This window comes from Kineococcus rugosus (genome assembly GCF_050871975.1).
Lineage (GTDB): Bacteria > Actinomycetota > Actinomycetes > Actinomycetales > Kineococcaceae > Kineococcus.
This window is the reverse complement of the sequence record NZ_JBJLSJ010000022.1, coordinates 20,949-43,422: the sequence shown is the minus strand read 5'-3', so window position 1 is coordinate 43,422 and position 22,474 is coordinate 20,949. Positions and strand designations below refer to the sequence as shown.

The following is a 22,474-nucleotide window of genomic DNA, read 5'->3' as shown; positions in this document are numbered from 1 at the left end:
GGAGGACACCCGCATGGAGATCGCCGCCGACACGTTGCAGAAGGCCCTGCGGATCAACCTCGATCCCCGCTGGTACGGGACGATCGCCGAGATCGGTGCGGGTCAGGAGGTGGCGCGCTGGTTCTTCCGGGCAGGCGGGGCCGCCGGCACCGTGGCGAAGTCGATGTCGGCCTACGACATGGCCGTCAGCGACGCCGTGTACGGCAAGTCCGACCGCTACGTCTCCCTCGGGCGGCTGCAGGCGATGCTGCAGCACGAGCTCTCCCTCAACGTCGAGCGCCTCAGCGAGGCGCGCGGCGACGACACCTGCTTCTTCGCCTTCGCCGACACCGTCGTCGCCCGCAGCTACCGCGGCGGCAACGAGTGCCACGGCTGGATGGGCGTGCGGTTCCAGGCCCACCCCAACGACGAACCCAGCCAGATCGTGCTGCACGTGCGGATGCTCGACGACGACGCGGGGCTGCAGCAGGAGGCGCTGGGCATCGTCGGGGTGAACCTGCTGCACGCGGCGTTCTTCGAGCGCCACGAGCCGGACCAGGTCGTGGCCAGCCTGCTGGACCGGTTGTCCACCGGACGCATCGAGATCGACGTCATCCAGTTCCGCGGCATCGAGTTCCGTCACGTCGACAACCGGGTGATGGCCTTGCAACTGGTGCAGCTGGGCTTGTCGGGGGTGGCGATGTTCGGTCCCGACGGGGAGGTGCTGCAACCCTCCGAGGCACTGCGGAAGCACGCGGTCCTCGTCGAGCGCGGCAGTTTCCGCCCCCCGACGGTCGTCAACATCGACATGCTCACCTCCGCCGCGGAGAAGTTCGCGCAGGACGGCGCCGGGGGCGCCCCGATCCTCGCCCTGACCGAACTCACCATGCGGAACCTCCGGGCAGCCGGGGACAAGGTCGACCGCCGCGACTTCCTGGCCCGCGCAGACCTGCTCGGGGCGTGCGGCATGACAACGGTCATCACGGACTACTACGAGTACAACCGCCTCGCCGAGTACCTCCAGCGTCGCACCAAGGAGCGCATCGGCATCGTCATGGGCGTTCCCAGCCTGCTGAACCTCTTCGACGAGGACAACCACACGCACATGCAGGGCGGGATCCTGGAGAGCTTCGGCCGGCTGTTCAAGAACGACCTGAAGCTGTTCGTCTACCCCATGCAGGACCAGGGAACCGGCGCCACGGTCACCGTGGAGGACCTGCAGGTCGCACCGGACCTGCAACCGCTGTTCGACTACCTCGCCCGCCGCGGCAGCTTCGTCCACCTGGACAACTACCGGCCCGAGTACCTGCCGATCCTGAGCCGCGACGTCCTGCGCCGCATCGCGGCCGGGGACGACAGCTGGGAATCCATGGTGCCCGAGGAGGTCGCGTCGACGATCGTCAAGCGGGGGTTCTTCGGGTACAAGCGCCGGGACGACTGAGCGGGGACGACGCTCCGGCGGGCCTTCGCCCCTCCAGGGGTTCCGGCGGGGCATCGTGACGGGCGGGTCCTGCGGGTCCCGCAGGGCTCACGCACCGGACATCGAGGCGTCCTCGCGGTGGAGGCAGCCGTCGTCACCTCGTCCACCGCTCCGCTCGAGGTCGTCGACCGCGACGACCCGGAAACCGGGCGCCGGCCAGGTGCCCGTCCGGATCGAGGCGTCCGGGTCGTGCCACGACGACATCCACGCCGCCCGGTGGCAGCGCAGACGAGCAGACGTCCCCGACGGGCTGGGTCACCAGCCGACGTGGCGTCTGGCGCCGGAGGTGCCCGACGAACTCGACCAGCGGGGCTGACGACCGTTGGGGATCGGCCCCCTCGTGCCGACCTGACGAAGCACTGACAGCGGGGCCGCGACGGACGCACCGGACCAGACCGGTGGTGACGGTGACCGCGTCCCCTCAGACGTCGAGGTCGCCGCCGTCGAAACCCCCGTCGTCGAAACCCCCACCGTCGAAACCCCCACCGTCGAAACCCCCACCGTCGAAACCCCCACCGTCGTAGCCGGCGTCGGCGTACCCGGCGTCGGCGGCGTCACCGGTCTCGGCGGCCTCGTACCCCTGGTCGTACCCCTGGTCGTACCCCTGTTCCTCGCCGGCCTCGTACGCCTGGTCGTCGCCCCAGTGCTCGTTGCCGAAGTCGTCGGGGATCAGCGCGTCGGCGATGGCCGTGCCGACGAAGGCGCCCGCGACGCTCGTGAGCAGCGTCCCGCCCAGGCCCATGCCCCCGCCGAAGCCGCCTCCGAAGCCCCGTCCGAACCCGCCGCCGTACCCGCCGCCGTAACCCCCGCCGTAGCCACCGCCGTACCCGCCCCCGGGGCCGGCGGGGCCGTTGAAGACCTGCACCAGCGTCCCCGGCTGCCGCACCTCGGCGCGGGTGGCGGCCCGGGCCAGGCTCCGGGGGTCGTCCGCGTCGCGCTCGGAGGCCGGGACGACGGCGGACAGCTGCTGCAGGACCTGCCGGCGCTGCTCGGGGGTGAGCCGCGCGAACGCCTCGGCGTGCGCCTCCTCCACCTGGTCCGGCGGCGCCGTGCGCAGCATGTAGCGGTACCGCTCGACCGCCGCGCGGTCCGGGTCCTGCGGGGCGGGACCCCCGCGGCCGGCGGGCGCCGGCGGGGGGCACGGGGGGTGCTGCGGCGCCGGGTGGGGGACGTGCGCCGCGTCGCCCCGGCGGCGCCCGAACAAGCGGTCCAGCAGTCCCATGTCGTCTCCTCCTCGGTACCTGCGTGCGCGGGGAACCACACCACGCGCCGGGCCCCGGCGCATCCCGTACGCGTCGGGGACCGGGAGGACGGCCCTCACCGCGCTCGCGGACCGTCACCAGTCTTGACTGACCGCTCACAGGATCCTTAAGGTCCCCCCACGGCTTCCGGAAGTCTTCCGGAAGCCGGCTGCCCTGGCGACGAAGCCCTCGGAAGGCGACAGATGCGTCTGCACCGGAAGTCCCCCACCACCACCGCCCGACGTCTCGTCGGGCTCGCCCTCGCGCCGACGCTGCTGGCGCTCGCGGCGTCGACCCCGGCCGCGGCGGCCCCCCGCCCCGCCGCCGAGAAGGGGCAGGCCCAGGCCGCCCAGCGTCACGGCGGCCAGGACACCCTGCGCCGTTCGGCTCCCCGCGACCTCTTCGTGGGCACGGCCGTCGCCGGCGGCGGCCACCACGCCGAGCAGGACTACGCCGACCCCTTCGCCTACGACGTGGAGTACCGCGACCGCATGGCCGCGGAGTTCAGCTCGCTGTCCCCGGAGAACCAGGCCAAGTGGGAGTACATCCACCCCCGCCGGGACTTCTACAACTTCTACCCGATGGACGCCATCGTCCGCTTCGCGCAGGAGAACCACCAGGTCGTGCGCGGGCACACCCTGTTCTGGCACAGCCAGAACCCGGAGTGGCTGGAACAGGGGGACTTCACCGACGCCGAACTGCGCGCGATCCTCAAGGAGCACATCCAGACGGTCGTCGGGCGCTACGCGGGCCGCGTCCAGCAGTGGGACGTCGCCAACGAGATCGTCAGGGACGACGGCAGCGGGCTGCGCGTCGGACCGACGAGCGAGGGCGGGAACATCTGGATCACCCGCCTGGGCGAGGGGATCATCGCCGACGCGTTCCGCTGGGCCCACGAGGCGGACCCGCAGGCGAAGCTGTTCTTCAACGACTACGGCGTCGAGGGGATCAACGCCAAGAGCACCTACTACTACGACCTCATCCAGGACCTCAAGGCCGAGGGCGTCCCCGTCGACGGGTTCGCGATCCAGGGGCACCTCAGCACCCAGTACGGGTTCCCCGGCGACCTGCAGGCGAACCTGCAGCGCTTCGACGCGCTGGGCCTGGAGACCGCCGTCACCGAGCTCGACGTCCGGATGGTGCTGCCCGAGAACGGGGTCCCGACCAGCGCCCAGCAGGCGCAGCAGGCCGACTACTACCGCCGGGCGCTGCAGGCGTGCCTGGGCGTGGAGGAGTGCAACTCCTTCACCATCTGGGGGTTCACCGACAAGTACTCCTGGGTCCCGGTCTTCTTCGCCTCGGAGGGTTCGGCGACGGTCATGACCGACGACTACGAGCGCAAGCCCGCCTACTACGCGCTGCAGTCGGCGTTGCGCGCCGCCCGGACCGGCGGCCGCTGACGACCCGCGGCACGCCCCGGTCCGCACCGGGGCGTGCCGCACGGGCCCGCGCCCTAGGGTGATCACCTGAGGAGAGGGGGCACCGGTGGGCGAGTCCGGGCGCAGCGTGACGATCACGGAGATCGCCCGCGAGGCGGGGGTCTCCGTGCCGACCGTCTCCCGGGTGGTCAACGGTCGCGGCGACGTGGCGGCGGCGACCCGTGAGCGGGTCGAGGAACTGCTGCGACGGCACGACTACCGCAGACCGCAGCGCCCCCGGACGGTCGCGCGCGCCGGTCTGCTCGACCTCGTCTTCGACGACCTCGACTCCCCGTGGGCGGTGGAGATCATCCGCGGGGTGGAGGACGTCGCCCACGCGGCCGGGATCGGCACCGTCGTCTCCGCCGTGCACCGGCGCACCACCTCCGCGCGGCGCTGGCTGGGGAACCTGCGCACCCGGGCCAGCGACGGGGTCGTGCTCGTCGCCTCCTCCCTGGCCCCCGCCCTCGCGCGGGAACTGCTGGAGGCGACGGTGCCGGTCGTGGTCGTCGACCCGACCGGTGGACCGGTCGAGGGGGCGCCCTCGGTGGGGGCGACGAACTGGGCCGGTGGGCTGAGCGCCACCGAGCACCTCGTGCGGCTGGGGCACCGGCGCGTGGCGCACGTCAGCGGCCCGACCGGGATGCTGTGCAGCCGCGCCCGCCTGGGCGGCTACCGCGCCGGCCTGGAGTCGGCCGGCCTGGTCGTCGACCCCGGCCTGGTGCGCGAGGGCGACTTCTACCAGGAGTCCGGGCTGCGCGAGGGCACCGCCCTGCTCGCCCTGCCCGACCCGCCCACGGCCGTGTTCGCCGCCAGCGACCAGATCGCCCTGGGCGTCTACGAGGCGGTGCGCCGCGCCGGTCTGCGCGTGCCCGAGGACGTCAGCGTGGTCGGGTTCGACGACCTCACCCTGGCCGCGTGGGCCTCGCCGCCGCTGACGACCGTGCACCAGCCGCTGGTCCAGATGGGCGCGCTGGCCGCCCGCACGGTGCTGGCGGTGGGCGCCGGCGAGGAACCCGCCAACCCCCGGGTCGAACTGGCCACGACCCTCGTCGTGCGCGACAGCACCGCCCCGCCGCGGGCCGGCTGAACCGCCGGGGACGACCAGCGGTCGTCCCGCTCAGCCCACCACCACCGGGCCGCCCTCGGCGGGGCGAGGACCCGGCGCGGGTGCGTCGAGGCGGCGCCCCGCCCCCGCCGGCCGCCACATGGCGGTCGGCCGGGCGCCTCCCAGCCCGCGCACCGGGCCGACGGCCTGGAAGCCGTGACGCTCGTAGAGGCGGCGGTTGTCCGGGCTGGAGGCTTCGAGGTAGGCGGCCTCGCCGGCGCGGTCGATCCGGTCCAGCCGGGAGGTCAGCAGCGCCGACCCCACCCCCAGGCCCCGGGCTCGCGCGCGCACGCCGATCTGGGCGAGGTACCAGTGGGCGGCGAACGGCCGGTGCGAGGCCAGGACCGCTTGCGCGCGCGCGGCGCTGAGCAGTCCCCGCAGTCCCAGCGCGCTCCAGAACAGCGGGAGCTGCCCCGCCTGCCGGGCCAGGTCCAGCGGGCCGTGACCGGCGCCCGGCGGTTGCCAGACGGCCACCCCCGCGACGGAGCCGTCGGGGGTGCGGGCCAGGTCCACGCCGCCGCCGGCCAGGGTGCTGCTGCGCAGCAGGGCGAGGAACAGCGCGTCGAGGCGGCCGCGGCCGGTCGCCCGGCGCGCCGTCACCGCGCTCACCACGCGGTCGCCGTCGAACGCTTCGGCCAGCACGGCGGCGGCGGCGGGCGCGTCGGCCGCGGAGGCGGGGTGGATGGTCAGCACGGGGATCCCTTCGTCGAGGTGCCCCCAGTAAAACCTGGCCAGTTGGCCAGGTCAAGTGGCCAAGTCCGGTCGGGTGACGGCTCGGCCGGTTGGCCCGGCCGGACCGTCTTCGTTACCGTCCCCCCACCACCACGGAGGACGACGCATGGGCGAGAAGCAGACGGGCGACCGACCGGTCAGGCAGACGCACCGGTCCGCTCGGGAACGACGCGAGCAACTGCTGGACGCAGCGGTCGAGGTGGTGTCGGGCCGGGGCGTGAAGGGCCTCACGACCCGGGCGGTCACCGAGCAGGCCGGGGTTCCCCACGGGGTCTTCCACTACACCTTCGGTTCCAAGCAGGAACTGTTCAGCGCCCTCCTCGAACGCGAGGTCTCCAGCACCCTGGCCTCGGTGGCCGACGCCATGCGGGCGTGCAGCGACGTGGCCACGGCCCTGCAGGCGGCCCTGACGGCCCAGCTCCACCTCGTCCAGCGGAACCCCGACTACCACCTCGCCCTGAACGAACTGTCGCTGGCCCACCAGAGGGTCGACGCGGCGGCGTCGCTGAGCGAGTGGGAACAGCGCCAGTACCGCGCCAGGACGTGCGCCGACCTCCAGGCGTGGTCCCTCGAGCGCGGCCTCACCTGGACCGTCGACCTGGAGGACCTGGCCGCCTACCTGGTCGCCCTCGGCGCCGGCGTCGCCACCACCTGGCTCGCCGACCGCGACGACCGCAGCGCCCGGTCGGCCATCGCCGTCGCCGCGCAGGCCGTGAGCGCGTTGGCCGTGGTGGGCGCACACCGCGACGGGAGGCCGGCCACCGCCGGTTCGTGACGCCGGGGACCGGGGGGCCGCGGCTGCCTCCCCCGAGTCCCGGAGCGGGCGGAACCGCTGCGGGACAGGACCACCCGGCGACTCCGGACGCGGCGCCCCGACCGCAGGGCGACGGCCACCGGTGCCCGTGACCCGACCCTGCTCAGGTGTGGTGTCCCAGGACATCGGCGACAGTCGACGTGTCAGGACTCCGGTGACAGTCGCAGCACTGGAGCGCGGTGACGCTGAGAATGCTGCTGCTCGTCATCGACTTGCAGAGGGTGGTCGATCTGCTGCACGTCCCCGGGCCTCACCTCCAGCCGCTTCGAGCGGCCTCTCGCCGAGAGGCGACTGCCGGATCGACCACCACACGTCCACGGCCGCCGGGCCGAACAGCCCGGCGGCCGTGGTGCGTCCGGGCCAGGCACCGCCACGCTGAGGGCGCGACGACCGTGCGTCGCACGGCTCGCGGGATGACCGCGAGGTCGGTGGCGCCCTGTGGTCCATGATCGCCATGCTGGTCGCGTGCACCCCGAGCTGGACGCAGCGTTGGCGCCGTTGCTAGCGGACCTGCAGGTCGCCAGCGGAGTCGTGCCGACCGTGGACGACCGCGAGTGGCAGGACTACCCCGGGGCCGCCGGCTGCTGGCTGCACAGCCCCGACAGCACCGGCACAGGTGTGTGGGTCCAGACCGGGCAGCCGTTCACGGCACAGGTGCTCGCCCTGGCTGAACAGGTGCAGGAGTGGGCGGTGGAGGCGTTGTGGAAGCTCGAGCGGCCGGCGTCGTGGCCGGCGTGCCCGCACCACCCCGACCGGCACCCACTGGTTGCACGCGAGCATGACGACCAGGGGATCTGGGTCTGCCCCGTCCTGAACACCAAGGTCGCCACGATCGGAGCGTTGGCGGACTTCCGCATCCGCAAGCGGCACCTTCGAGGCCGCACCTGATCGCGGGATGACCGTGCGCCCGCGCGCACCGCGGGATGACCGTGCGCCCGCGCGCACCGCGGGATGACCGTGCGCCCGCGCGCCCCGCGGGATGACCGTGCGCCCGCGCGCCCCGCGGGATGACCGTAAAGTCACCGGTCGGTCCCGCGCCGTCCACGGCGCATCGCGCCACCCGCCTGGGCAGCGGTGTGCCAACGTGGTCGTTCATGAACCCGTCGGGCGATGCACCACCTCCAGCATTCACGTTGACGCTGCTCGTGAGCGCTTCACGCCCGCTGCGGTCACTGGACCACGGACTCCGCCTAGCCCGCGAACGAGGCGCTGGCCTCTGGGTCGGCGCCTCGGACAGCGCCTTGTCGTGGCTCGATCAAGACGCCGTCGAGGCATCGATCGGGAGACCGCTCCTGAACGCCGGGGAACCCCTGCCTGAAGAGCGCTCCACGGTCTGCGTGGCGCCGGCGACCTTTAACACGGTGAACAAGCTGGCGAGCGGGATCTCGGACACGCTGGTGACGGCAGTGGCTGCAGAAGCGATCGGGGCCGGGAACCCGGTGGTGGTGGCGCCTTCGATGAACACCGCCTTGTTGAGCCACCCTGTGACCGCGGAGAACCGACGTCGGCTCACTTCCTACGGGGTCCACCTGGTGTGGCCACGAGCGGGCAACGAGGACTCCGAGGACTTCAGCACGTGGTGGCAGACGGTCATCGACACGAGCGCGGTCGCGGGGTCATCGACGTCCTAGCCAGCGGGATGACCGGACGTGTGGTCGATCGGCGTGCTGAGCTGGAGCACTCCGAGGTACAGGTTGCTGACCCACCTCTCGGACTCGCGTATCAAGATGCGGCTGCTCCGCGGTCGGGTCCTTCGCTCGGTCACGGACCACGGCGACCGGGCTAGCGTGCCGACATGGACGCCGCGCTCACCCGTTGGATGCAGACGGCTCGCGAGAGGGCGTCGACCTCCGGCGCTGAGCCGGCCGACCGCGACCACACGAGGCGGGTCCTGGCTCTGGGTGAGCCGAATCACGGCAGCCGGGAGGTGTTCGCCCTGAAGTCGCGCCTCATCGTGGAAGCGGCCCGGGCAGGCGGGCTGACGCACGTGGCGATGGAGGCGTCCACTGACCGGTGCCTACCGCTCGGGGAGTACGTGGCCGGCAGGCGGGCGTGGGACGACTCGCTCCTGCTGGACATCGGGTTCTGGACGTGGCGCACCGAGGAGGTGCGTGATCTGCTGCACGCGCTGCGGGCCCACAACGACAGCGGTGCTTCCCCGGTCGCCTTCGTCGGTGTGGACCCGCAACTGCCCACCGCTTCCGCGGAAATGGTCCGCGCCGCTCTGCAACGGGCCGGCACGCTTGATGCGGCGAGCACCAGGCTCCTCGACATCCTGTCGCTGATGAGGGTCGGCGACGCGCTGCCGTCCGGCGCGGCGCACCTGCTGCGGGACATCACCGCGCATCTGGACACCGAGGAGGAGGTTTGCGCCTTCGCCGCGCTTGGGGATGCCGCCCGCCTCGCCTCGGGTGAGGCGGGCTTCGCGGCAGTGGCCGCGCGGGATGCGCTCATGGCTGAGCGCGTTCTGCGCCTGGTGCAGGCTCCGGGTGCCCGGGTGGCGGTGTGGGCCCACAACGCCCACGTCGCCAAGCGGCCGTACGGCGGGGGGCGGGTCCGGTCGATGGGGCAGCACCTGGCCGAGGCGCTGGGGCCGCGGTACTGGGCGCTGGGGGTGTTCGCAGGCAGCGGGAGCTTCCGGGCTTACACGCGCAGGCCGTTCGGCCGCGTGAGCGCGGCGCCTGAGGTCGTGCGCTGGCCCGGCCCGGGGCGGGGGACCTTGGAGTCGGTGCTCGAGGAGGCCGGCGGCGGGGGAACGTACGTGCTGGACCTCGCCGCTGCTGCGACAGCGGTGGGCCCGGCCCCCGCTGATCTCTCCCGCGCGTGGCCGGTGCGCACCGCGGGCTCGCTCGTCAGCACCCTTACCTGGAGGTGGCAGCACGACACCTGCTGCCCGGGGGAGGATCTCGACGCGCTGGCCTTCGTGCCCACCGTCACCCCGACGACCCCCCTCCCGGAGGGGGACTGGAGACCTCCCTTCCGGCGGTAGCCGACGGCCTACATCGTGAAGAGGCGGTCCTAGGACGCACCCCGGGTCTTCGGTCACGCGGTGATCGTTGGAAGGGCGTCGCTGCTTCGAATCGCAGGGAGCACCGCCGCCGGCGGCGCCTGCGCAGCGCGGTGCCGCGTCCCGATCCGCAGGGACGTGCAGGTGATCCATGCCCCCCGGCTTCCACCCGGACATCGTCACGATCGCGACGTCGCCGGCCGCTGGCGATCACGCACAACGCGGGATGACCGGAAGGGCCGTGAGCCGTCCCGGCGCTCTGGATCACCCGGGCGTTCTGTCCTTCAGCGGCTTCTCGTAGCAGACGAACTCCACGTCGTCGGCGAGGACGACACCGGTCTTGGTGAAGCCGCCGGCCATCGCCACGCGGTGTGAGTGATCGTTGCCCGGCTCGATGCGGACGACTGCTGTTCGGGCCGGGGTGCTGGTCGCGAGCCAGTCGCACACGAGCAGCACTGCTCGTGCGGCCAGCCCCCGTCCTCGCCAGGCAGGGAAGATGGCGTAGGAGAGGTTGACCCGCTCCGGAGCACCGTCGAGCAGGCCAAGGTTGGCCTCCACGCCTCCTACCAGCGCTCTTGTCGCTTCATCGAAGATGCCGAAGTGACGGCGGGGACCGTCGTTGGTCCACTCGCCGTGGTTCTCACCGATCCAGGCAGTCACGCGCTCGAGCGTGGAGTGATGCCCCTCGTTGAGCCAGCGCACCTGGTCTTCGTCCTCTCCTGCGAGGTGAGCTGCTGCGTCCTGCAGCCGCAAGCAGTGGAGCATGACGACCTCGTCACGCAGAACCGCGAAGGGTTCCTGGAGGACGTCATGGTCGGCTTGAAGCGTCATTCGGACTCCTCGTTCGGACGGGTGTGCACCGTGAGCGAGGCTGCCAAGAGATCGGCCGAGGATCACTCGCTTTCGCCACGACCGCGAAGTCGCCGGCGGCCAGCGGCAGCGCGCACAACGCGTCATGACCGAGCGATGCCCGATCGGCGTAGACCAGGCTGCTAGGGCTGTTCACCGGTGGGTGCAGCAGTGAGGGTGCCGTCTGCTCCCACGACGGCACCGGCTCTCCAGACGATCGGCCCGCAGCCGTTCCCGTTAACGTCGTGCCGGCTGGTCGTCAGTTCCGTGGTGGAGTCCGCCAGGACCGCACCGTCAGCGGCCACCACCTTCAGGTGGGCGGTGACGGGATCGGTGCCCAGCTGGTCGTTCTCGGCGTCGAACCAGATGCTGTCGTAGTCGTCGACCACGCCGTCGTGGCAGACGTCGTCGGCGCAGAATGTGGCCTGCCAGGGCAGTGGAGCGGTAGTGGGCAGGGCTGAGGCCTCAAAGAGCACCCCGCTGGCTCCGCCTGCGGTCGAGCAGGACTTCGATTCCAGGCTGCAGCCCGACAGCAGCACCAGCAGTCCGCAGCCGAGAGGCAGCCACCAGCGGGGTCTCATGGGCCTTCGACGTAGCGTGCTCGTGCAGCGTTCCACTGGCCTGGAGCACGGACGTCGATGGCGAGGCCGTGGGTCCTTGCGTCCGGACATCGACATGACCGCAAGATCATCGAGGGCCATGACCGCTCGGATCGCGGGATGACCGTGAAGTCATCGACTTCCACGCCGTGAGCTCACAAGGGCGCGGATCGCGACTGCAGCACCTCGAGGCCGGGTCCGCTCAGCTCCCTGTAGAAGTCGCTACGCCCAGCCATGGCCATGATCAGGGCCAAGGTCGATCCGCTCACCAGTGGTCCCTGGCCGGCGGTGAAGGGCCCGTCGCTGGCTTGCAGTAAGAGGCCCTGGACCGCGGTGCGGCTGTTGACCGCGAAGTCGCGAGCGGCGTAGAAGCGCGCCACGGCGGTGAGCGTCGACACGGGGGGTGTGCTCGCAATCCCCAAGGGACGGCGGATGTCCTGGGCGTGGACGACGACTTCCCCCAGCCACGCCGCGACCGGCCCCATCGGGGCAGTGGTACTGGTGATGAGGGTCGTGAAGCGGTCCAAGGTCGCGGCCGGAGTGGGGCCCCGCTGCTCGCGAAGTCGGCGCTGGTTGTGCACGCCGGCGTCGAAGCGGGTGGTGAGCATGCTGCGCAGCCAGCGCATCCTGCCGGTGCTGGCCGCCGCGCTGAGGTGGGCTAGGACGTCTTCGACGGTCCATCGCGTGCACAGGGAGGGCGTGGCCCACTGCTCTGCGGTGAGGTCGGCCAGGTCCTGGGCCAGGGCGGCGCGTTCGGTGTGGGTGGCCGACCACAGGTCCGTCGTGGTGGGGACGGCGTCGAGCACGTGGGTCTCCGATCAGGTGGGTGATCTTCAACTTGGCCGACTCCGAGCCGGAGCGGAAGTCATCGGTTGTCGACGATCTTGGGCGGGTCTGCCTCGCTGGGCGTGAGGCGACCTGCTGGTCTGCGGGGTGACGGTGCGCTCCGCGCGCACCGCGGGATGACCGGTAGTTCGTCGGTGCGCCGAAGGGTCGACGCACCGTGCGTACCGTGGACCTGACGTCGAGGCGGAGGAGCCTGTGATGAGGGGTCCGATCAGCGCTTTCGCTGTGGCCAGCTTGCGCGTCAACAACCCCGACCTGCACAACCGCACCCCGCAGCTGCTGCTCGAGACCGGCGAGGGCATCGCCTGGCGGCTGCTGGCGGACCTGCACCCGCTCGAGGCCGGACCGGGACCGAACCTGAACTCATTGTTCCTCAGTCCCTCCGGGCAGACCCTGCTGGGCCGGGTCCCCGCCGACGGCGAGAACACCACCGATGGGCGCCGCTACACACCGCGCACGGAGGAGCGGCTGGTCCTGATCGACGTCGCCACCGGCCGGCAGCGGCCGACACCGTTCACCCGGCGCGGACGCACCCAGCAGCTGCACTACGGCCTGGCCCCGAATGAGCGAGACCTGGCCGTCGCAGACACCTACGCGACCGCCGAGGTGGGACGGATCACCGTGTCGGTGCTGCGCGGGCCGGACCTCGCGGTCAGCGCGCAACGAGTGTTCGAGCGTGCCTACATGCGCTCCAGCCAGCGCGACGCCCAACTGCAGTGGTCCCCTGATGGCCGGCTGGTGGCGCTCTGGATGCAGCCGCCAGGAGCCTCCTGTGAGGCGCTGCTGGTGCTGGACGCCGCGACGCTGGAGACAGTGCTGCAGGTCGAACCTTCGAGAAGTCGGGAGTCGGTGCACCTGGGCGGGTCGGCGTCCTGGTCGCCGGACAGCCAACGGCTGGTGATCGTGAACGAGGACTACCAACGGATCCTGCACCTGGGCGACGGGCGGCAGGAGAAGCCGGCGTGGCTGAACGGGCCGCGGGGCGACCCGCCGCGCCAGGCGCAGATCCTGGGGCTGCTGCCCGATGACCGGGTGCTGGTGCAGCGGCAGCGGGGTACCCGGCTGCGGTTGAGCGGGGTGGATCTAGCGACGGGCAAGGGGCCGGTCCTTGCCGATGTGGCGGTGGCCGAGAACGACGCCTACCTGCAGATGGCGGTATCGCGGCAGTGGGAAGACATCGCCCCCACACCTCGTCGGCGGGCTAAGGCTCCGGGTGCGGTGACCGCAGCGGGTCCTCCTACCTCAGTCGGCCCGCAGCGCGACGAGCGACAGCGCTGGCGGGCGTCGCGCTCTGCGACCACTCGCATCTCGTCATGACCGCAAGATCATCTGGAGCCAAGAGCGCTCGGATCGCGGGATGACCGGGAAGTCGGCCGGTGATGCCGTAGCGCCTGGCGCGGACGTGGCGGTGTGAGGGGCCGGGGTGCTCTCTTCGCCACCTGGGGGCTTGCGCTCAGACGCGGACGTGTCGCTCGTGCTCGCGCTGGTGGTGGTCGTGCTGGTAGTGGTCATGCTGGTAACGCTGGTCCTGCGTCCACAGCCAGACCTGTCGGTAGGCGCGCACCACACTCCAAAGGGCCACGAGGGCGAAGGGGACCACGAGCCAGCCCGGCAGGGTGAGGTAGAGCAGGGGAAGCACCGGCAGCCACAGCAGGGCCATGAGGCAGTCGGCAAGGACCCAAGCCCCGTGCCGGGGCGCTGGGCGTGCCCGCTGGCGGTGTCGTCCGGCTCCGGCGGCTGGTGAGAGCTGTTCGCGCGCCATGGGATCAGGGTGGTACCTGGTGCAGGCAGGTGCACGCTGGCGCGAGCCGGTGCCTGGTTCCTATGCGCCCCGCGGGATGACCGTGACGTCGCGCGTAGCGCGACATGATCCCGAGGTCGACGGTGAATCGAGCGGCGCGGACAGCTCGCTTCAGGGAGCGGGCCGTCGTCGCAGCTGCAGCGGCTGGTGGTTCAACGGGCCGTTGCGGGCTTCGACGAGGACTTCGTCGCCCTGCTGCACCCGTACCTGCAGGGTGCCGGCGCCCAGGGGGGCCCGGGTGCCGCGGTAGCGCCAGAACGCTTCGAGCGTGTGCTGACCCGGCTCGAGGGGGAAGACGCTGGTGCGACCCCACGCCAGGGCATGCTCGCTGCCCTCCAGGCGCAGGTACGGCCTGGCGGCGAGTCTGAGCAGCAGGGCGTTCACCCAGTGGGGTCGCGCCAGGAAGCTCAGGCGCGCTCCGGGCTGGCCGGTGCCTCGGGCGGTGTCGCTCACGGCTTCACTCTTGCACCGGTCGCAGCGCGCTCTTCGGCATGAGCGCGATGTCGCTGGCCGCTGACGATCACGCTCAACGCGGGATGACCGTGAGGTCGCGGCTGCGGCCGACACCCCGTGCGCACGTGGACTTAGTCCGACTTAGTCCTTATCGTGGAGCCGTGACGCAGACGGTGAACGTGCACGAGGCGAAGACGCACCTGTCACGCCTGCTCGAAGCGGTCGAACGGGGCGAGGACGTGGTGATCGCCCGTTCGGGCAAGCCCGTGGCCCGCCTGGTGCCTGCCCGCTCGCGCGGAACGCGTCGTCCGGGGGCGTGGAAGGGGCGAGTGGTCATCGCCGACGACTTCGACGACACCTCCGAGGACCTGGTGGCCGCCTTCGGCGAGGGCGACGTCGAGCCGCACCCGTGACGGCTCTGCTGCTCGACACCCACGTCCTGCTGTGGTGGCTGAGCGATGACGAACGACTGCCCGAGCGCATGCGAGTTGCCGTGGCCGACGGCGAGAACGAGGTGTTCGTCTCCGCGGCTTCAGCGTGGGAGATGTCGATCAAGGCTGCGCTGGGCAAGCTGACCGCCCCGGACGGTCTGCGCGAGGAGTTGCAGCAGCAGGGGTTCACCGAGTTGCCGATCACCGTGGACGACGGCCTGGCCGCCGGCGCCCTGCCGCGCCACCACGACGACCCCTTCGACCGCGTGCTCATCGCGCAGGCCTCCCGGCGCGGGCTGCGACTGCTCAGCGTCGATCGACGCTTCAGCGACTACGACGTCCGGCTCCTGTGAGCCGGTCATCGACGCCCACGACAGCGCCATGACCGTGACGTCGCGCTGTCCTGCTGGGGATCCTCGTTGGCTGCTTCCTCGATCCAGTCGACGGCTGCATCGGACAGTTGCAGACCATCGGGTCCGACCTCGCCCACCCACCACGCCTGCGCGGGTACGCGGCCGGCTACTCGCTCGATGTCCCGCACGACGGACTGGGTGATCGCCTCCCCGTTGTGGGCGATGAGCCAGTCGCGAGAGTCCTGCTTCAGGTGGGGCCACCACGTCTCCAAGCTCATGGCGTCGATGCTCCCTGCCGGGCAGCGTGGCGGCAACGGTCCGGTGCAGCGCTCCTCGCGCGAACGCGACAGCGTGGTCATCGACACGACCGCGACGTCCGTGACCGCGACGTCGGGGCGGTGCAGTGAGCCGCTGACGGCTCCGCTGGTGCTGCTCGCCGGGCCGTGGTCGCCCGTCGGCCTCCGCGCTCACCGCGTTCGGGTCACCAGGTGCAGGGGAGGTCTGCGCTGCGCGCTGGCCGTCTGAGGGCAGCAGGGCGGGCTCGGAGGACCGGGGAGTGTCACCACCAGGACGGCTGGGAGTGTCACCGATGTCCTGGTGCAGAACCGTCACCGACGTCCGGGTGCACCACACCCGCCCCCGCTCAGGCGCTGCCGCGCGGCACGAACACGTGCTCGACCCGGCGCGTCTGCGGGGCCGGGCCCGGCGGGCTGCGCAGCGCCTCCACGGCCAGGTCGACGGCCTGCCGGGCCACCTCGTGCATGTCGACGGCCAGGGTCGTCAGCTGGGGGGTGACGAACGTCCCGAGCGAGAGCCCGTCGATCCCGGCGAGCCGCACGTCGCCGGGCACGGACACGCCGTGCTCGGTGAGCGTGGACAGCGCACCGACGGCGAGGATGTCGTTCCAGGCGAACACCGCGTCCGGCAGCCCGCGCGCGATGAGCCCGCGGGTCGCGGCGCGGGCCGCCTCGACGTCCTGGTCGCCGGCCTGCGCGAACCCGACCTCCACCCCCCGGGCGCGCAGCGCCGCGGCGATGAGCCGACCGCGCTCGCTCACCGCGCGGCGGCCCCCGTCGAGGACGACGGCCGTGCGCACCCCGGTCGCGGCGAGGTGCGCCGCGGCCTCGCGCAGCGCCGCGCGGGGGTCGAGCCGGACGGCGTGCGTGCCCGGCAGCAGCCCGTCGGGCGCCGGGTCGACCGCGACGACCGTCATGCCCGACAGCGCGTCCGCCCACCGCTCGCGGGACCCGAGGTAGCCGATGACGGCGTCGACCTGCCGGGCCAGGTCCGCCAGGACCCGCAGGTCGTCCTGGGCGTGCAGGGTGTCGACGAGCACGACGTTCCAGCCCAGCTCACCGGCGTAGCGGACCGTGGCGGCGGCGAACTCGGGGTAGTACGGGTTCGCGAGGTCGGACACGACGAGGCCGAGGGTGTCGTGGGCGGCCCGGGCCAGCCCCCGGCCGAACCGCGACGGCCGGTAGTTCAGCTCCTTCGCGGCGGCCAGGACGCGGGTCTTGGTCGCGACGCTGATGCCCTCCATGTCGTTCATCGCACGGGTCACCGTCTGCCGCGAGACCCCCGCGGCCGCCGCGACGTCCTCGATGGTCACCCCGACCCGCGCGGGCCGGCGCGCGCGGCGCACCGCGACACCGGCCGGCCGGTCGTCCTGCCGGTCGTCCCCTGCTGCCCTCACACCGACCCCGCTCCTCCCGACGACGCGACACGCATCATCGCGCGCCTTGACAGCCACCGTCGCCGGTGGCACCGTCCTAGCACTCCGTGAGCGCTCACGGAAGCTCGGCTCGACGGTCTCGACGAAGAGAGTGGGCTGGTCCGGTTGCACGTCACGTCGTCCTCGCCGGGGAACTCCCCCGGCCGTTCCCACTCCCGGCGCGCGTTCCTGCGGGCCGGGGTCGCCGGTGCCGCCGGCATCCCCCTGGCCGCCGGGCTCACCGGCTGCGGCTCGGGGACGTCCATCTCCAGCGACCCGGGCGAACTGGTGCTCTGGTACTGGAACCGGTCGATGGCCCCCAGCCTCCTGGAGACGGCCGCCGCCGGCATCCCCGGCACCACCAAGCGGCTGCGTGCCGACGTCATCGGCGGCGCGTTCGACAACAAGCTGCGCACCGGTTTCGCCGCCCAGGCGTACATCCCGGACCTCACCGCCGTGAACTCCAACGCCGCCCTGTACTTCCCCAGCGAGGACCAGTTCGTCGACCTCGACGACTACGGGGCGCAGGACTACAAGGACGACTACTACGAGTGGAAGTGGAACCTCGGCCGCACCCCCAGCGGCCGGTTCCTGTTCTTCCCGATGGACACCGGCCCCACCGGCTTCTTCTACCGGACGGACCTCTTCGCCGCGGCCGGGATGCCGTCCGAACCCGAGGAGGTCTCGGCCGCCGTCCGCACCTGGGACGACTGGATCGCCTTCGGGCAGCAGCTGCGCGAGACCAGCGACGTGGCCCTCATCGCCAACGCCGTCATGGTCTTCAACCAGTACGTCAACGCCTCCCCCGAACGCTACTTCGACGCCGACGACCGGCCGCTCTATCACGAACCCGGGTCCGCGATCCGGACCGCGTGGGACACCGCCGTCAAGGCGGTCCGGGCGAAGGTGACCCGCAACCTCCAGGTCGAGAACGAGCAGAACGCGGCCTGGAACTCCGGCAAGCTCGGCGGCCACATCGAGGGCGCCTGGTGGATGAAGGTCGCCTCCGACACCACCCCCGACCTCGCCGGGAAGTGGCGCATCGCCCAGCAGCCGGGACTGCCCGGCAACTCCGGCGGGTCCTTCCTCGCCGTCCCCAAGACGTCGAAGGACCCCGCGGCGGCGCTGGCCTTCGCCCGCTGGCTGACCCTGCCGGAGAACCAGGCGCAGTCCTACAACGAGGTCCAGCTCTTCCCCTCCGCCCCCGGCGCGTTCGACGCCGGCATGGCCGACTCCGGCGGCTTCTTCGGCGACCAGGACCCGCTGGCGTTCTTCAGCACCGCCGCCGAGAACGTCCCCACGACGTTCATCAGCACCTACGAGAAGCAGATCGAGGCCTTCCGCGACCAGCTGCGCGTCGTGGAGTCCGCAGGCAAGGACCCCGACCAGGCGTGGGACGAGGCGGTCACGGCCGTGGACAAGGTCCTCAAGAAGCGAGGGGTCATCTGATGGCGCTCACGATGCGGCCCACCGCGTCCCGGCAGGTCACCGACGGCGTCGCCGTGCACCGCCGCGGGCTCCGGTCGTTCTGGCCCCAGTACGCGGCCGTCTCGCCGTTCTACCTGCTGTTCCTCGTCTTCGGCGCGTTCCCGATCCTCTTCTCGGTGTATCTGTCGTTCACCGACTGGGACGGCATCGGCGACATCAAGTTCGTCGGCCTCCAGCAGTACGCCTACCTGCTGCAGGACACCCGGTTCTGGAACGCCGTCTCGAACACCCTCATCATCTGGGTGATCTCGACGGTGCCGATGCTGTTCCTGGCGCTGCTCATGGCGTTCCTGCTGCACCAGAACATCCGGATGAAGGGCTTCTACCGGGTCGCCTTCTTCATCCCGAACGTCACCAGCATGGTCGCCATGGCCATCGTCTTCGGGTCGGTGTTCTCCGACAGCTTCGGCATCGTCAACTCCACCCTGACCGCCCTGGGCCTGCCGACCGTCGCGTGGCTGTCGACCGACTGGGGCATCAAGATCACGATCGCCGCGATGGTGATCTGGCGCTGGACCGGCTACAACGCGATCCTCTACCTGGCCGCGCTGCAGGCCGTCCCCGACGAGCTGTACGACGCCGCGAAGGTCGACGGCGCCGGGTTCTGGCGCACGTTCTTCTCCGTCACCATCCCCATGCTGCGCCCGGTGATCCTGTTCACCGTCATCACCTCCACCATCGGCGGCCTCGGGCTGTTCACCGAGCCGCAGATCCTCTTCGGCGCCGCCAACGGCAACGGCACCGTCGGCGGGGTCGACGAGGCCGGCATGACCATCGTGCTCTACCAGTACGACCAGTCGTTCTCCCAGCTCGACTTCGGGTACGGCTCGGCGATCGCGTGGGCCCTGTTCGCCCTCGCCGCCGTGTTCGCCATCATCAACTGGCGGCTGCTGCGGGACCGCGACGCGGTCCCGAAGGTGTCGCGCCGCACCAAGGAGGTGGCGAAGTGAGCGCGCCGGAACTGACCCGGACCCCGCGGGCGAACCGGGAACGACCCACCGTCGTCAAACCCCGCCGGAGCCGGCAGTGGGTCCTGGGCCGGGTCGTCACGCACGCCTGCATCCTCGTCGGTGTCCTGCTGTCGCTGTTCCCGTTCTACTGGCTGCTCGTCATGGCGACCAGCACCACCGGGCAGATCTTCGGGTACCCGCCGAACCTGCTGCCCAGCACGCACCTGCTGGAGAACCTGCGCAACGTCGTCTCCAACATCGACCTGCTCGGGGCGATGCTCAACTCGTTCATCGTGGCCGGCTCGCTCGCCGTGCTCGTGGTGCTGCTGGACTCCCTGGCCGCGTTCGCGTTCGCCAAGTACCGGTTCCCGGGGCGCAACGCGCTGTTCGCGGTGCTCCTCGTGACGTTCCTCGTCCCGGGCAACCTGTCCCTCGTGCCGAGCTTCGTCCTCATGTCCGAGCTGGGCTGGATGGGCGAGCTGCAGGCCCTCATCGTCCCCGGTGCGGCCAACGCGTTCGGCATCTTCCTGCTGCGGCAGTTCGCCCAGGCGTCGATCCCCGACGAGCTCATCGAGTCCGCCACCCTGGACGGGGCCGGGTTCTTCCGGACCTGGTGGTCCATCGCGATCCCGATGCTGCGCGGTGGACTGGCGTTCCTGGGGATCTTCACCTTCGTGACGGCCTGGAACGACTACATCTGGCCGCTGGTCGTCCTGGTGAACCCGGGCCGGCAGACCCTGCAGACCGCGCTGGCCCAGCTGAACTCCGTCTACACCACCGACTACGGGATGATCATGGCCGGGGCCGTGGTGAGCGTCGTGCCCCTCATCGGGATCTTCCTCATCGGGTCGCGGCACTTCATCGCCAACATCGCCGCCGGCGCCCTCAAGGGCTGACCCGCCACGGGGCCGCGCAGTAGGGTCCCGGCGTGGACGTCCTGCGCTACGCCGCCTTCACCGACGACCCCGCCGGGGGCAACCCCGCCGGGGTCGTCCTCGACGCCGGGACGGCGACCGCCGGGCAGATGCTGGCGGTCGCCGCCGAGGTCGGGTACGCCGAGACCGCGTTCGTCGTCGGCGGCACCGGCCGCACGGTCGCGATGCGCTACTTCTCCCCGCACGCCGAGGTCCCGTTCTGCGGGCACGCGACCGTCGCGACGGCCGTGGCCCTGGCGGAGCGGTCCGGGCCCGGCGACTACTCCTTCGACACCCCCGTCGGCCGGGTCGAGATCGTCGTCGACGCCGGCCGGGCGTCCTTCACCAGCGTCGACCCCGTGGTCACCGCGCTGCCCGACGACGCCCTGCGCGACGTCCTCGACCTGATCGGCCTGGACCGCGACGACCTCGACGGGCAGCACCCGCCCCGCGTCGCGAACGCCGGGAACCCGCACCCCGTGCTCGTCGTGCGCGACGCCGCCCGCTTCGACGCGTTCACGGTCGACCCGCAGCGGGCGCGGCGGGTGCTGGACACCCACGGCTGGCCCGCCACCCTCACGGTCGTCCACCGCCGCGGCCCGCTGGAGTTCGAGGCCCGCAACGTCTTCCCCGTCGGGTCGATCACCGAGGACCCGGCCACCGGGTCGGCCGCGGCGGCCCTCGGGGGCTACCTGCGCGACCTCGGCCTCGTGCCGGTCCCCGCGACGGTCACGATCCACCAGGGCCGCCACGTCGGCCGGCCCGGGGTCCTCACGGTCGACGTCCCCGCGCGGGGCGGGATCGTGGTGACGGGCTCGGCCGTCCCCATCCCCTGACCCGCGCCCCGCGGTCGCGGGGGGTCAGCCGGTGACGAGCTGGAGGCGGCGCGACTGGTCGGAGGCGAACTTCCGCTCCGGGTCCACCTCGTCGCGCACCTTCCGCCACGCGGGCAGCTCGGGGTACATGCGGGCGAAGCGGTCGGCCGTGGTGCGCGAGTCCTTCGCCAGGTACAGCCGGCCCCCCGCGTCCAGGACCATCTCGTCGAGCAGGTCGCACAGCTGCCCCAGGCCCTCCTTCACGGGCAGGTCGACGGCCAGCGTCCACCCGCGCGTGGGGAACGACAGCGGGGCGTCGTTCGCGTCGCCGAACCGCTTGAGCACGTTCAGCGCGGAGATGTGCCCGGACTCGACGATGGCCTCCATGCTCGACTTCAGCAGGTCGGTCCGGTCGAAGGGGACGACGAACTGGTACTGCAGGAACCCGTTGGGGCCGTAGGCCCGGTTCCAGTCCGCGAACAGGTCCAGCAGGTGGTAGAACTGCGTGATGTTCTGCACCACACCGGACTTCGTCTTCGACTTCCGGTAGTAGAACTCGTTCAGCGCCTTCGCCGACAGCCGGTTCAGCATCCCGGAGGGGAACAGGTCCGGGAAGGTCGCCAGCTGCGGGGCGTCGAACTTCAGCGGGTCCTTGCGCAGCTCCGGCGGCAGGTCCGACAGCTTCGCCGAGGAGCCGCGCAGCAGGAAGCCGCGGCCCATGTGCTTGCCCTTGGTGACCGAGTCGAACCACGTCTTGGAGTACGTGTACTTCTCGTCGTTCGTCTGCAGGCGCTCGAGCATGTCGTCGAAGTCGGGCGTCTGCTCGACGTCGGCGATGAAGTACGACGTCTCCACGCGGTCCAGGCGGATCCTCGCGCGCAGCACGATGCCCGTCAGGCCCATCCCGCCCGTGGTCGCCAGGAACAGGTCGCGGTCGGGGCCGTCCGGGGTGAGGGTGCGGACCTGCCCGTCGGCCGTCAGCAGGTCCAGGGACAGGACGTGCCGGGTGAACGTGCCCTGCGTGTGGTGGTTGCCGCCGTGGATGTCCGCGCCGATGGCGCCGCCGACGGTGACCTGCCGCGTCCCGGGCAGGACGGGCACCCACAGGCCGTGCGGGACGACGGCGCGCAGCAGCTTGTCCAGCGAGCAGCCCGCGTCGACGTCGGCGACCGCGGCGTCGACGTCGATGTCGTGGATGCGGTTGAGCGCGGTCATGTCGACGACGAGACCGCCCGCGTTCTGGGCGGGGTCGCCGTAGGATCGGCCCAGGCCCCGGGCGATGACGCCGCGCGGGCCGGCGGTGCGGACCGCCTCGGCGATGACGTCGAGGTCCTCGGTGCGCAGCACCGTGGCCGTGGTCGGGGCCGTCCGCCCCCACCCGGTGAGGCGCCGGGACGAACGGGCGGGCCCGTCGGTGTCGGGGACCGCGCGGGACTTCAGGCCAGGGATGCTCACCACGGGGCGAGCCTAACCGCCGGGCGCCGC

24 protein-coding genes are annotated in these 22,474 nt (G+C 71.8%); 14 read left to right on the top strand and 10 right to left on the bottom strand.

The window, feature by feature from the left end; translation table 11 throughout:
- The first annotated feature begins 13 nt into the window (after positions 1 to 13).
- A complete protein-coding gene (locus ACRYM6_RS13915; RefSeq protein ID WP_432543479.1) occupies positions 14 to 1,420 on the top strand; it encodes a TonB-dependent receptor in 1,407 nt (468 codons plus the stop codon).
- 460 nt (positions 1,421 to 1,880) lie between these two features.
- Here ACRYM6_RS13915 and ACRYM6_RS13910 read toward each other — a convergent pair whose 3' ends face one another.
- Positions 1,881 to 2,681: a hypothetical protein gene (locus tag ACRYM6_RS13910; RefSeq protein ID WP_432543478.1), complete on the bottom strand. Its 801-nt coding sequence runs from the start codon at positions 2,679 to 2,681 to the stop codon at positions 1,881 to 1,883.
- A 222-nt stretch (positions 2,682 to 2,903) separates the two neighbouring features.
- Here ACRYM6_RS13910 and ACRYM6_RS13905 point away from each other — a divergent pair, with 222 nt between their 5' ends.
- Together ACRYM6_RS13905 and ACRYM6_RS13900 are read left to right on the top strand one after the other, a co-directional pair.
- Complete coding sequence (locus ACRYM6_RS13905; RefSeq protein WP_432543477.1) at positions 2,904 to 4,100, top strand: endo-1,4-beta-xylanase; 1,197 nt, start codon at positions 2,904 to 2,906, stop codon at positions 4,098 to 4,100.
- Positions 4,101 to 4,185: 85 nt separating this feature from the next.
- Entirely contained in the window at positions 4,186 to 5,208 is a 1,023-nt protein-coding gene (locus ACRYM6_RS13900) for a LacI family DNA-binding transcriptional regulator (protein ID WP_432543476.1), read from the top strand.
- Between the two features lie 30 nt (positions 5,209 to 5,238).
- Here the strand turns inward: ACRYM6_RS13900 and ACRYM6_RS13895 are convergent, their stop codons facing one another.
- Positions 5,239 to 5,919: a GNAT family N-acetyltransferase gene (locus ACRYM6_RS13895; RefSeq protein ID WP_432543475.1), complete on the bottom strand. Its 681-nt coding sequence runs from the start codon at positions 5,917 to 5,919 to the stop codon at positions 5,239 to 5,241.
- A 145-nt stretch (positions 5,920 to 6,064) separates the two neighbouring features.
- Here ACRYM6_RS13895 and ACRYM6_RS13890 point away from each other — a divergent pair, with 145 nt between their 5' ends.
- From ACRYM6_RS13890 to ACRYM6_RS13875, 4 genes are all read left to right on the top strand, one after another.
- On the top strand, positions 6,065 to 6,733 hold the full coding sequence (locus ACRYM6_RS13890; RefSeq protein ID WP_432543474.1) for a TetR/AcrR family transcriptional regulator: 669 nt from the start codon (positions 6,065 to 6,067) through the stop codon (positions 6,731 to 6,733).
- 504 nt (positions 6,734 to 7,237) lie between these two features.
- Entirely contained in the window at positions 7,238 to 7,660 is a 423-nt protein-coding gene (locus tag ACRYM6_RS13885) for a hypothetical protein (RefSeq protein ID WP_432543473.1), read from the top strand.
- A 245-nt stretch (positions 7,661 to 7,905) separates the two neighbouring features.
- Positions 7,906 to 8,403 carry a flavoprotein gene (locus ACRYM6_RS13880; RefSeq protein WP_432543472.1) on the top strand — a complete coding sequence of 166 codons (498 nt, stop codon included), beginning with the start codon at positions 7,906 to 7,908 and terminating at the stop codon, positions 8,401 to 8,403.
- A 164-nt stretch (positions 8,404 to 8,567) separates the two neighbouring features.
- Complete coding sequence (locus ACRYM6_RS13875) at positions 8,568 to 9,761, top strand: erythromycin esterase family protein (protein WP_432543471.1); 1,194 nt, start codon at positions 8,568 to 8,570, stop codon at positions 9,759 to 9,761.
- A gap of 282 nt (positions 9,762 to 10,043) precedes the next feature.
- Here the strand turns inward: ACRYM6_RS13875 and ACRYM6_RS13870 are convergent, their stop codons facing one another.
- The 3 genes from ACRYM6_RS13870 to ACRYM6_RS13860 all read right to left on the bottom strand — a co-directional run bounded on the left by ACRYM6_RS13870 (position 10,044) and on the right by ACRYM6_RS13860 (position 12,033).
- On the bottom strand, positions 10,044 to 10,610 hold the full coding sequence (locus tag ACRYM6_RS13870; RefSeq protein ID WP_432543470.1) for a GNAT family N-acetyltransferase: 567 nt from the start codon (positions 10,608 to 10,610) through the stop codon (positions 10,044 to 10,046).
- A gap of 161 nt (positions 10,611 to 10,771) precedes the next feature.
- Positions 10,772 to 11,167 (bottom strand): hypothetical protein, encoded by a 396-nt coding sequence (locus tag ACRYM6_RS13865; protein ID WP_432543469.1) that lies wholly within the window; start codon positions 11,165 to 11,167, stop codon positions 10,772 to 10,774.
- Between the two features lie 215 nt (positions 11,168 to 11,382).
- On the bottom strand, positions 11,383 to 12,033 hold the full coding sequence (locus tag ACRYM6_RS13860) for a maleylpyruvate isomerase family mycothiol-dependent enzyme (protein WP_432543468.1): 651 nt from the start codon (positions 12,031 to 12,033) through the stop codon (positions 11,383 to 11,385).
- Positions 12,034 to 12,271: 238 nt separating this feature from the next.
- Here ACRYM6_RS13860 and ACRYM6_RS13855 point away from each other — a divergent pair, with 238 nt between their 5' ends.
- The gene (locus tag ACRYM6_RS13855; RefSeq protein ID WP_432543467.1) at positions 12,272 to 13,390 is read left to right on the top strand and encodes a hypothetical protein; all 1,119 of its coding nucleotides are present in this window, start codon (positions 12,272 to 12,274) and stop codon (positions 13,388 to 13,390) included.
- Between the two features lie 136 nt (positions 13,391 to 13,526).
- On the opposite strand, the gene ACRYM6_RS13850 is transcribed toward ACRYM6_RS13855, so the two are convergent.
- Positions 13,527 to 13,733 carry a hypothetical protein gene (locus ACRYM6_RS13850; protein WP_432543466.1) on the bottom strand — a complete coding sequence of 69 codons (207 nt, stop codon included), beginning with the start codon at positions 13,731 to 13,733 and terminating at the stop codon, positions 13,527 to 13,529.
- A gap of 252 nt (positions 13,734 to 13,985) precedes the next feature.
- Positions 13,986 to 14,327: a hypothetical protein gene (locus ACRYM6_RS13845; RefSeq protein WP_432543465.1), complete on the bottom strand. Its 342-nt coding sequence runs from the start codon at positions 14,325 to 14,327 to the stop codon at positions 13,986 to 13,988.
- A gap of 161 nt (positions 14,328 to 14,488) precedes the next feature.
- Here ACRYM6_RS13845 and ACRYM6_RS13840 point away from each other — a divergent pair, with 161 nt between their 5' ends.
- Together ACRYM6_RS13840 and ACRYM6_RS13835 are read left to right on the top strand one after the other, a co-directional pair.
- A complete protein-coding gene (locus ACRYM6_RS13840) occupies positions 14,489 to 14,740 on the top strand; it encodes a type II toxin-antitoxin system Phd/YefM family antitoxin (protein WP_432543464.1) in 252 nt (83 codons plus the stop codon).
- Positions 14,737 to 15,111 (top strand): type II toxin-antitoxin system VapC family toxin, encoded by a 375-nt coding sequence (locus ACRYM6_RS13835; protein ID WP_432543463.1) that lies wholly within the window; start codon positions 14,737 to 14,739, stop codon positions 15,109 to 15,111. Before ACRYM6_RS13840 ends, ACRYM6_RS13835 begins: the two co-directional genes overlap by 4 nt.
- Before the next feature lie 5 nt (positions 15,112 to 15,116).
- On the opposite strand, the gene ACRYM6_RS13830 is transcribed toward ACRYM6_RS13835, so the two are convergent.
- Both ACRYM6_RS13830 and ACRYM6_RS13825 read right to left on the bottom strand, forming a co-directional pair.
- On the bottom strand, positions 15,117 to 15,470 hold the full coding sequence (locus tag ACRYM6_RS13830; protein WP_432543462.1) for a hypothetical protein: 354 nt from the start codon (positions 15,468 to 15,470) through the stop codon (positions 15,117 to 15,119).
- A 284-nt stretch (positions 15,471 to 15,754) separates the two neighbouring features.
- Positions 15,755 to 16,804 (bottom strand): LacI family DNA-binding transcriptional regulator, encoded by a 1,050-nt coding sequence (locus tag ACRYM6_RS13825; RefSeq protein ID WP_432543461.1) that lies wholly within the window; start codon positions 16,802 to 16,804, stop codon positions 15,755 to 15,757.
- Between the two features lie 144 nt (positions 16,805 to 16,948).
- Here ACRYM6_RS13825 and ACRYM6_RS13820 point away from each other — a divergent pair, with 144 nt between their 5' ends.
- Genes ACRYM6_RS13820 through ACRYM6_RS13805 form a run of 4 tightly spaced genes read left to right on the top strand, consistent with a single transcriptional unit; the run spans position 16,949 to position 21,010 of the window.
- Positions 16,949 to 18,271 carry an ABC transporter substrate-binding protein gene (locus ACRYM6_RS13820; protein WP_432543460.1) on the top strand — a complete coding sequence of 441 codons (1,323 nt, stop codon included), beginning with the start codon at positions 16,949 to 16,951 and terminating at the stop codon, positions 18,269 to 18,271.
- Positions 18,271 to 19,260 carry a carbohydrate ABC transporter permease gene (locus tag ACRYM6_RS13815; RefSeq protein ID WP_432543459.1) on the top strand — a complete coding sequence of 330 codons (990 nt, stop codon included), beginning with the start codon at positions 18,271 to 18,273 and terminating at the stop codon, positions 19,258 to 19,260. Before ACRYM6_RS13820 ends, ACRYM6_RS13815 begins: the two co-directional genes overlap by 1 nt.
- Complete coding sequence (locus ACRYM6_RS13810; RefSeq protein WP_432543458.1) at positions 19,257 to 20,156, top strand: carbohydrate ABC transporter permease; 900 nt, start codon at positions 19,257 to 19,259, stop codon at positions 20,154 to 20,156. Before ACRYM6_RS13815 ends, ACRYM6_RS13810 begins: the two co-directional genes overlap by 4 nt.
- Positions 20,157 to 20,188: 32 nt before the next feature.
- Positions 20,189 to 21,010 (top strand): PhzF family phenazine biosynthesis protein, encoded by an 822-nt coding sequence (locus ACRYM6_RS13805; RefSeq protein WP_432543457.1) that lies wholly within the window; start codon positions 20,189 to 20,191, stop codon positions 21,008 to 21,010.
- Positions 21,011 to 21,034: 24 nt separating this feature from the next.
- On the opposite strand, the gene ACRYM6_RS13800 is transcribed toward ACRYM6_RS13805, so the two are convergent.
- Complete coding sequence (locus ACRYM6_RS13800; protein ID WP_432543517.1) at positions 21,035 to 22,429, bottom strand: FAD-binding oxidoreductase; 1,395 nt, start codon at positions 22,427 to 22,429, stop codon at positions 21,035 to 21,037.
- Positions 22,430 to 22,474: the final 45 nt, after the last annotated feature.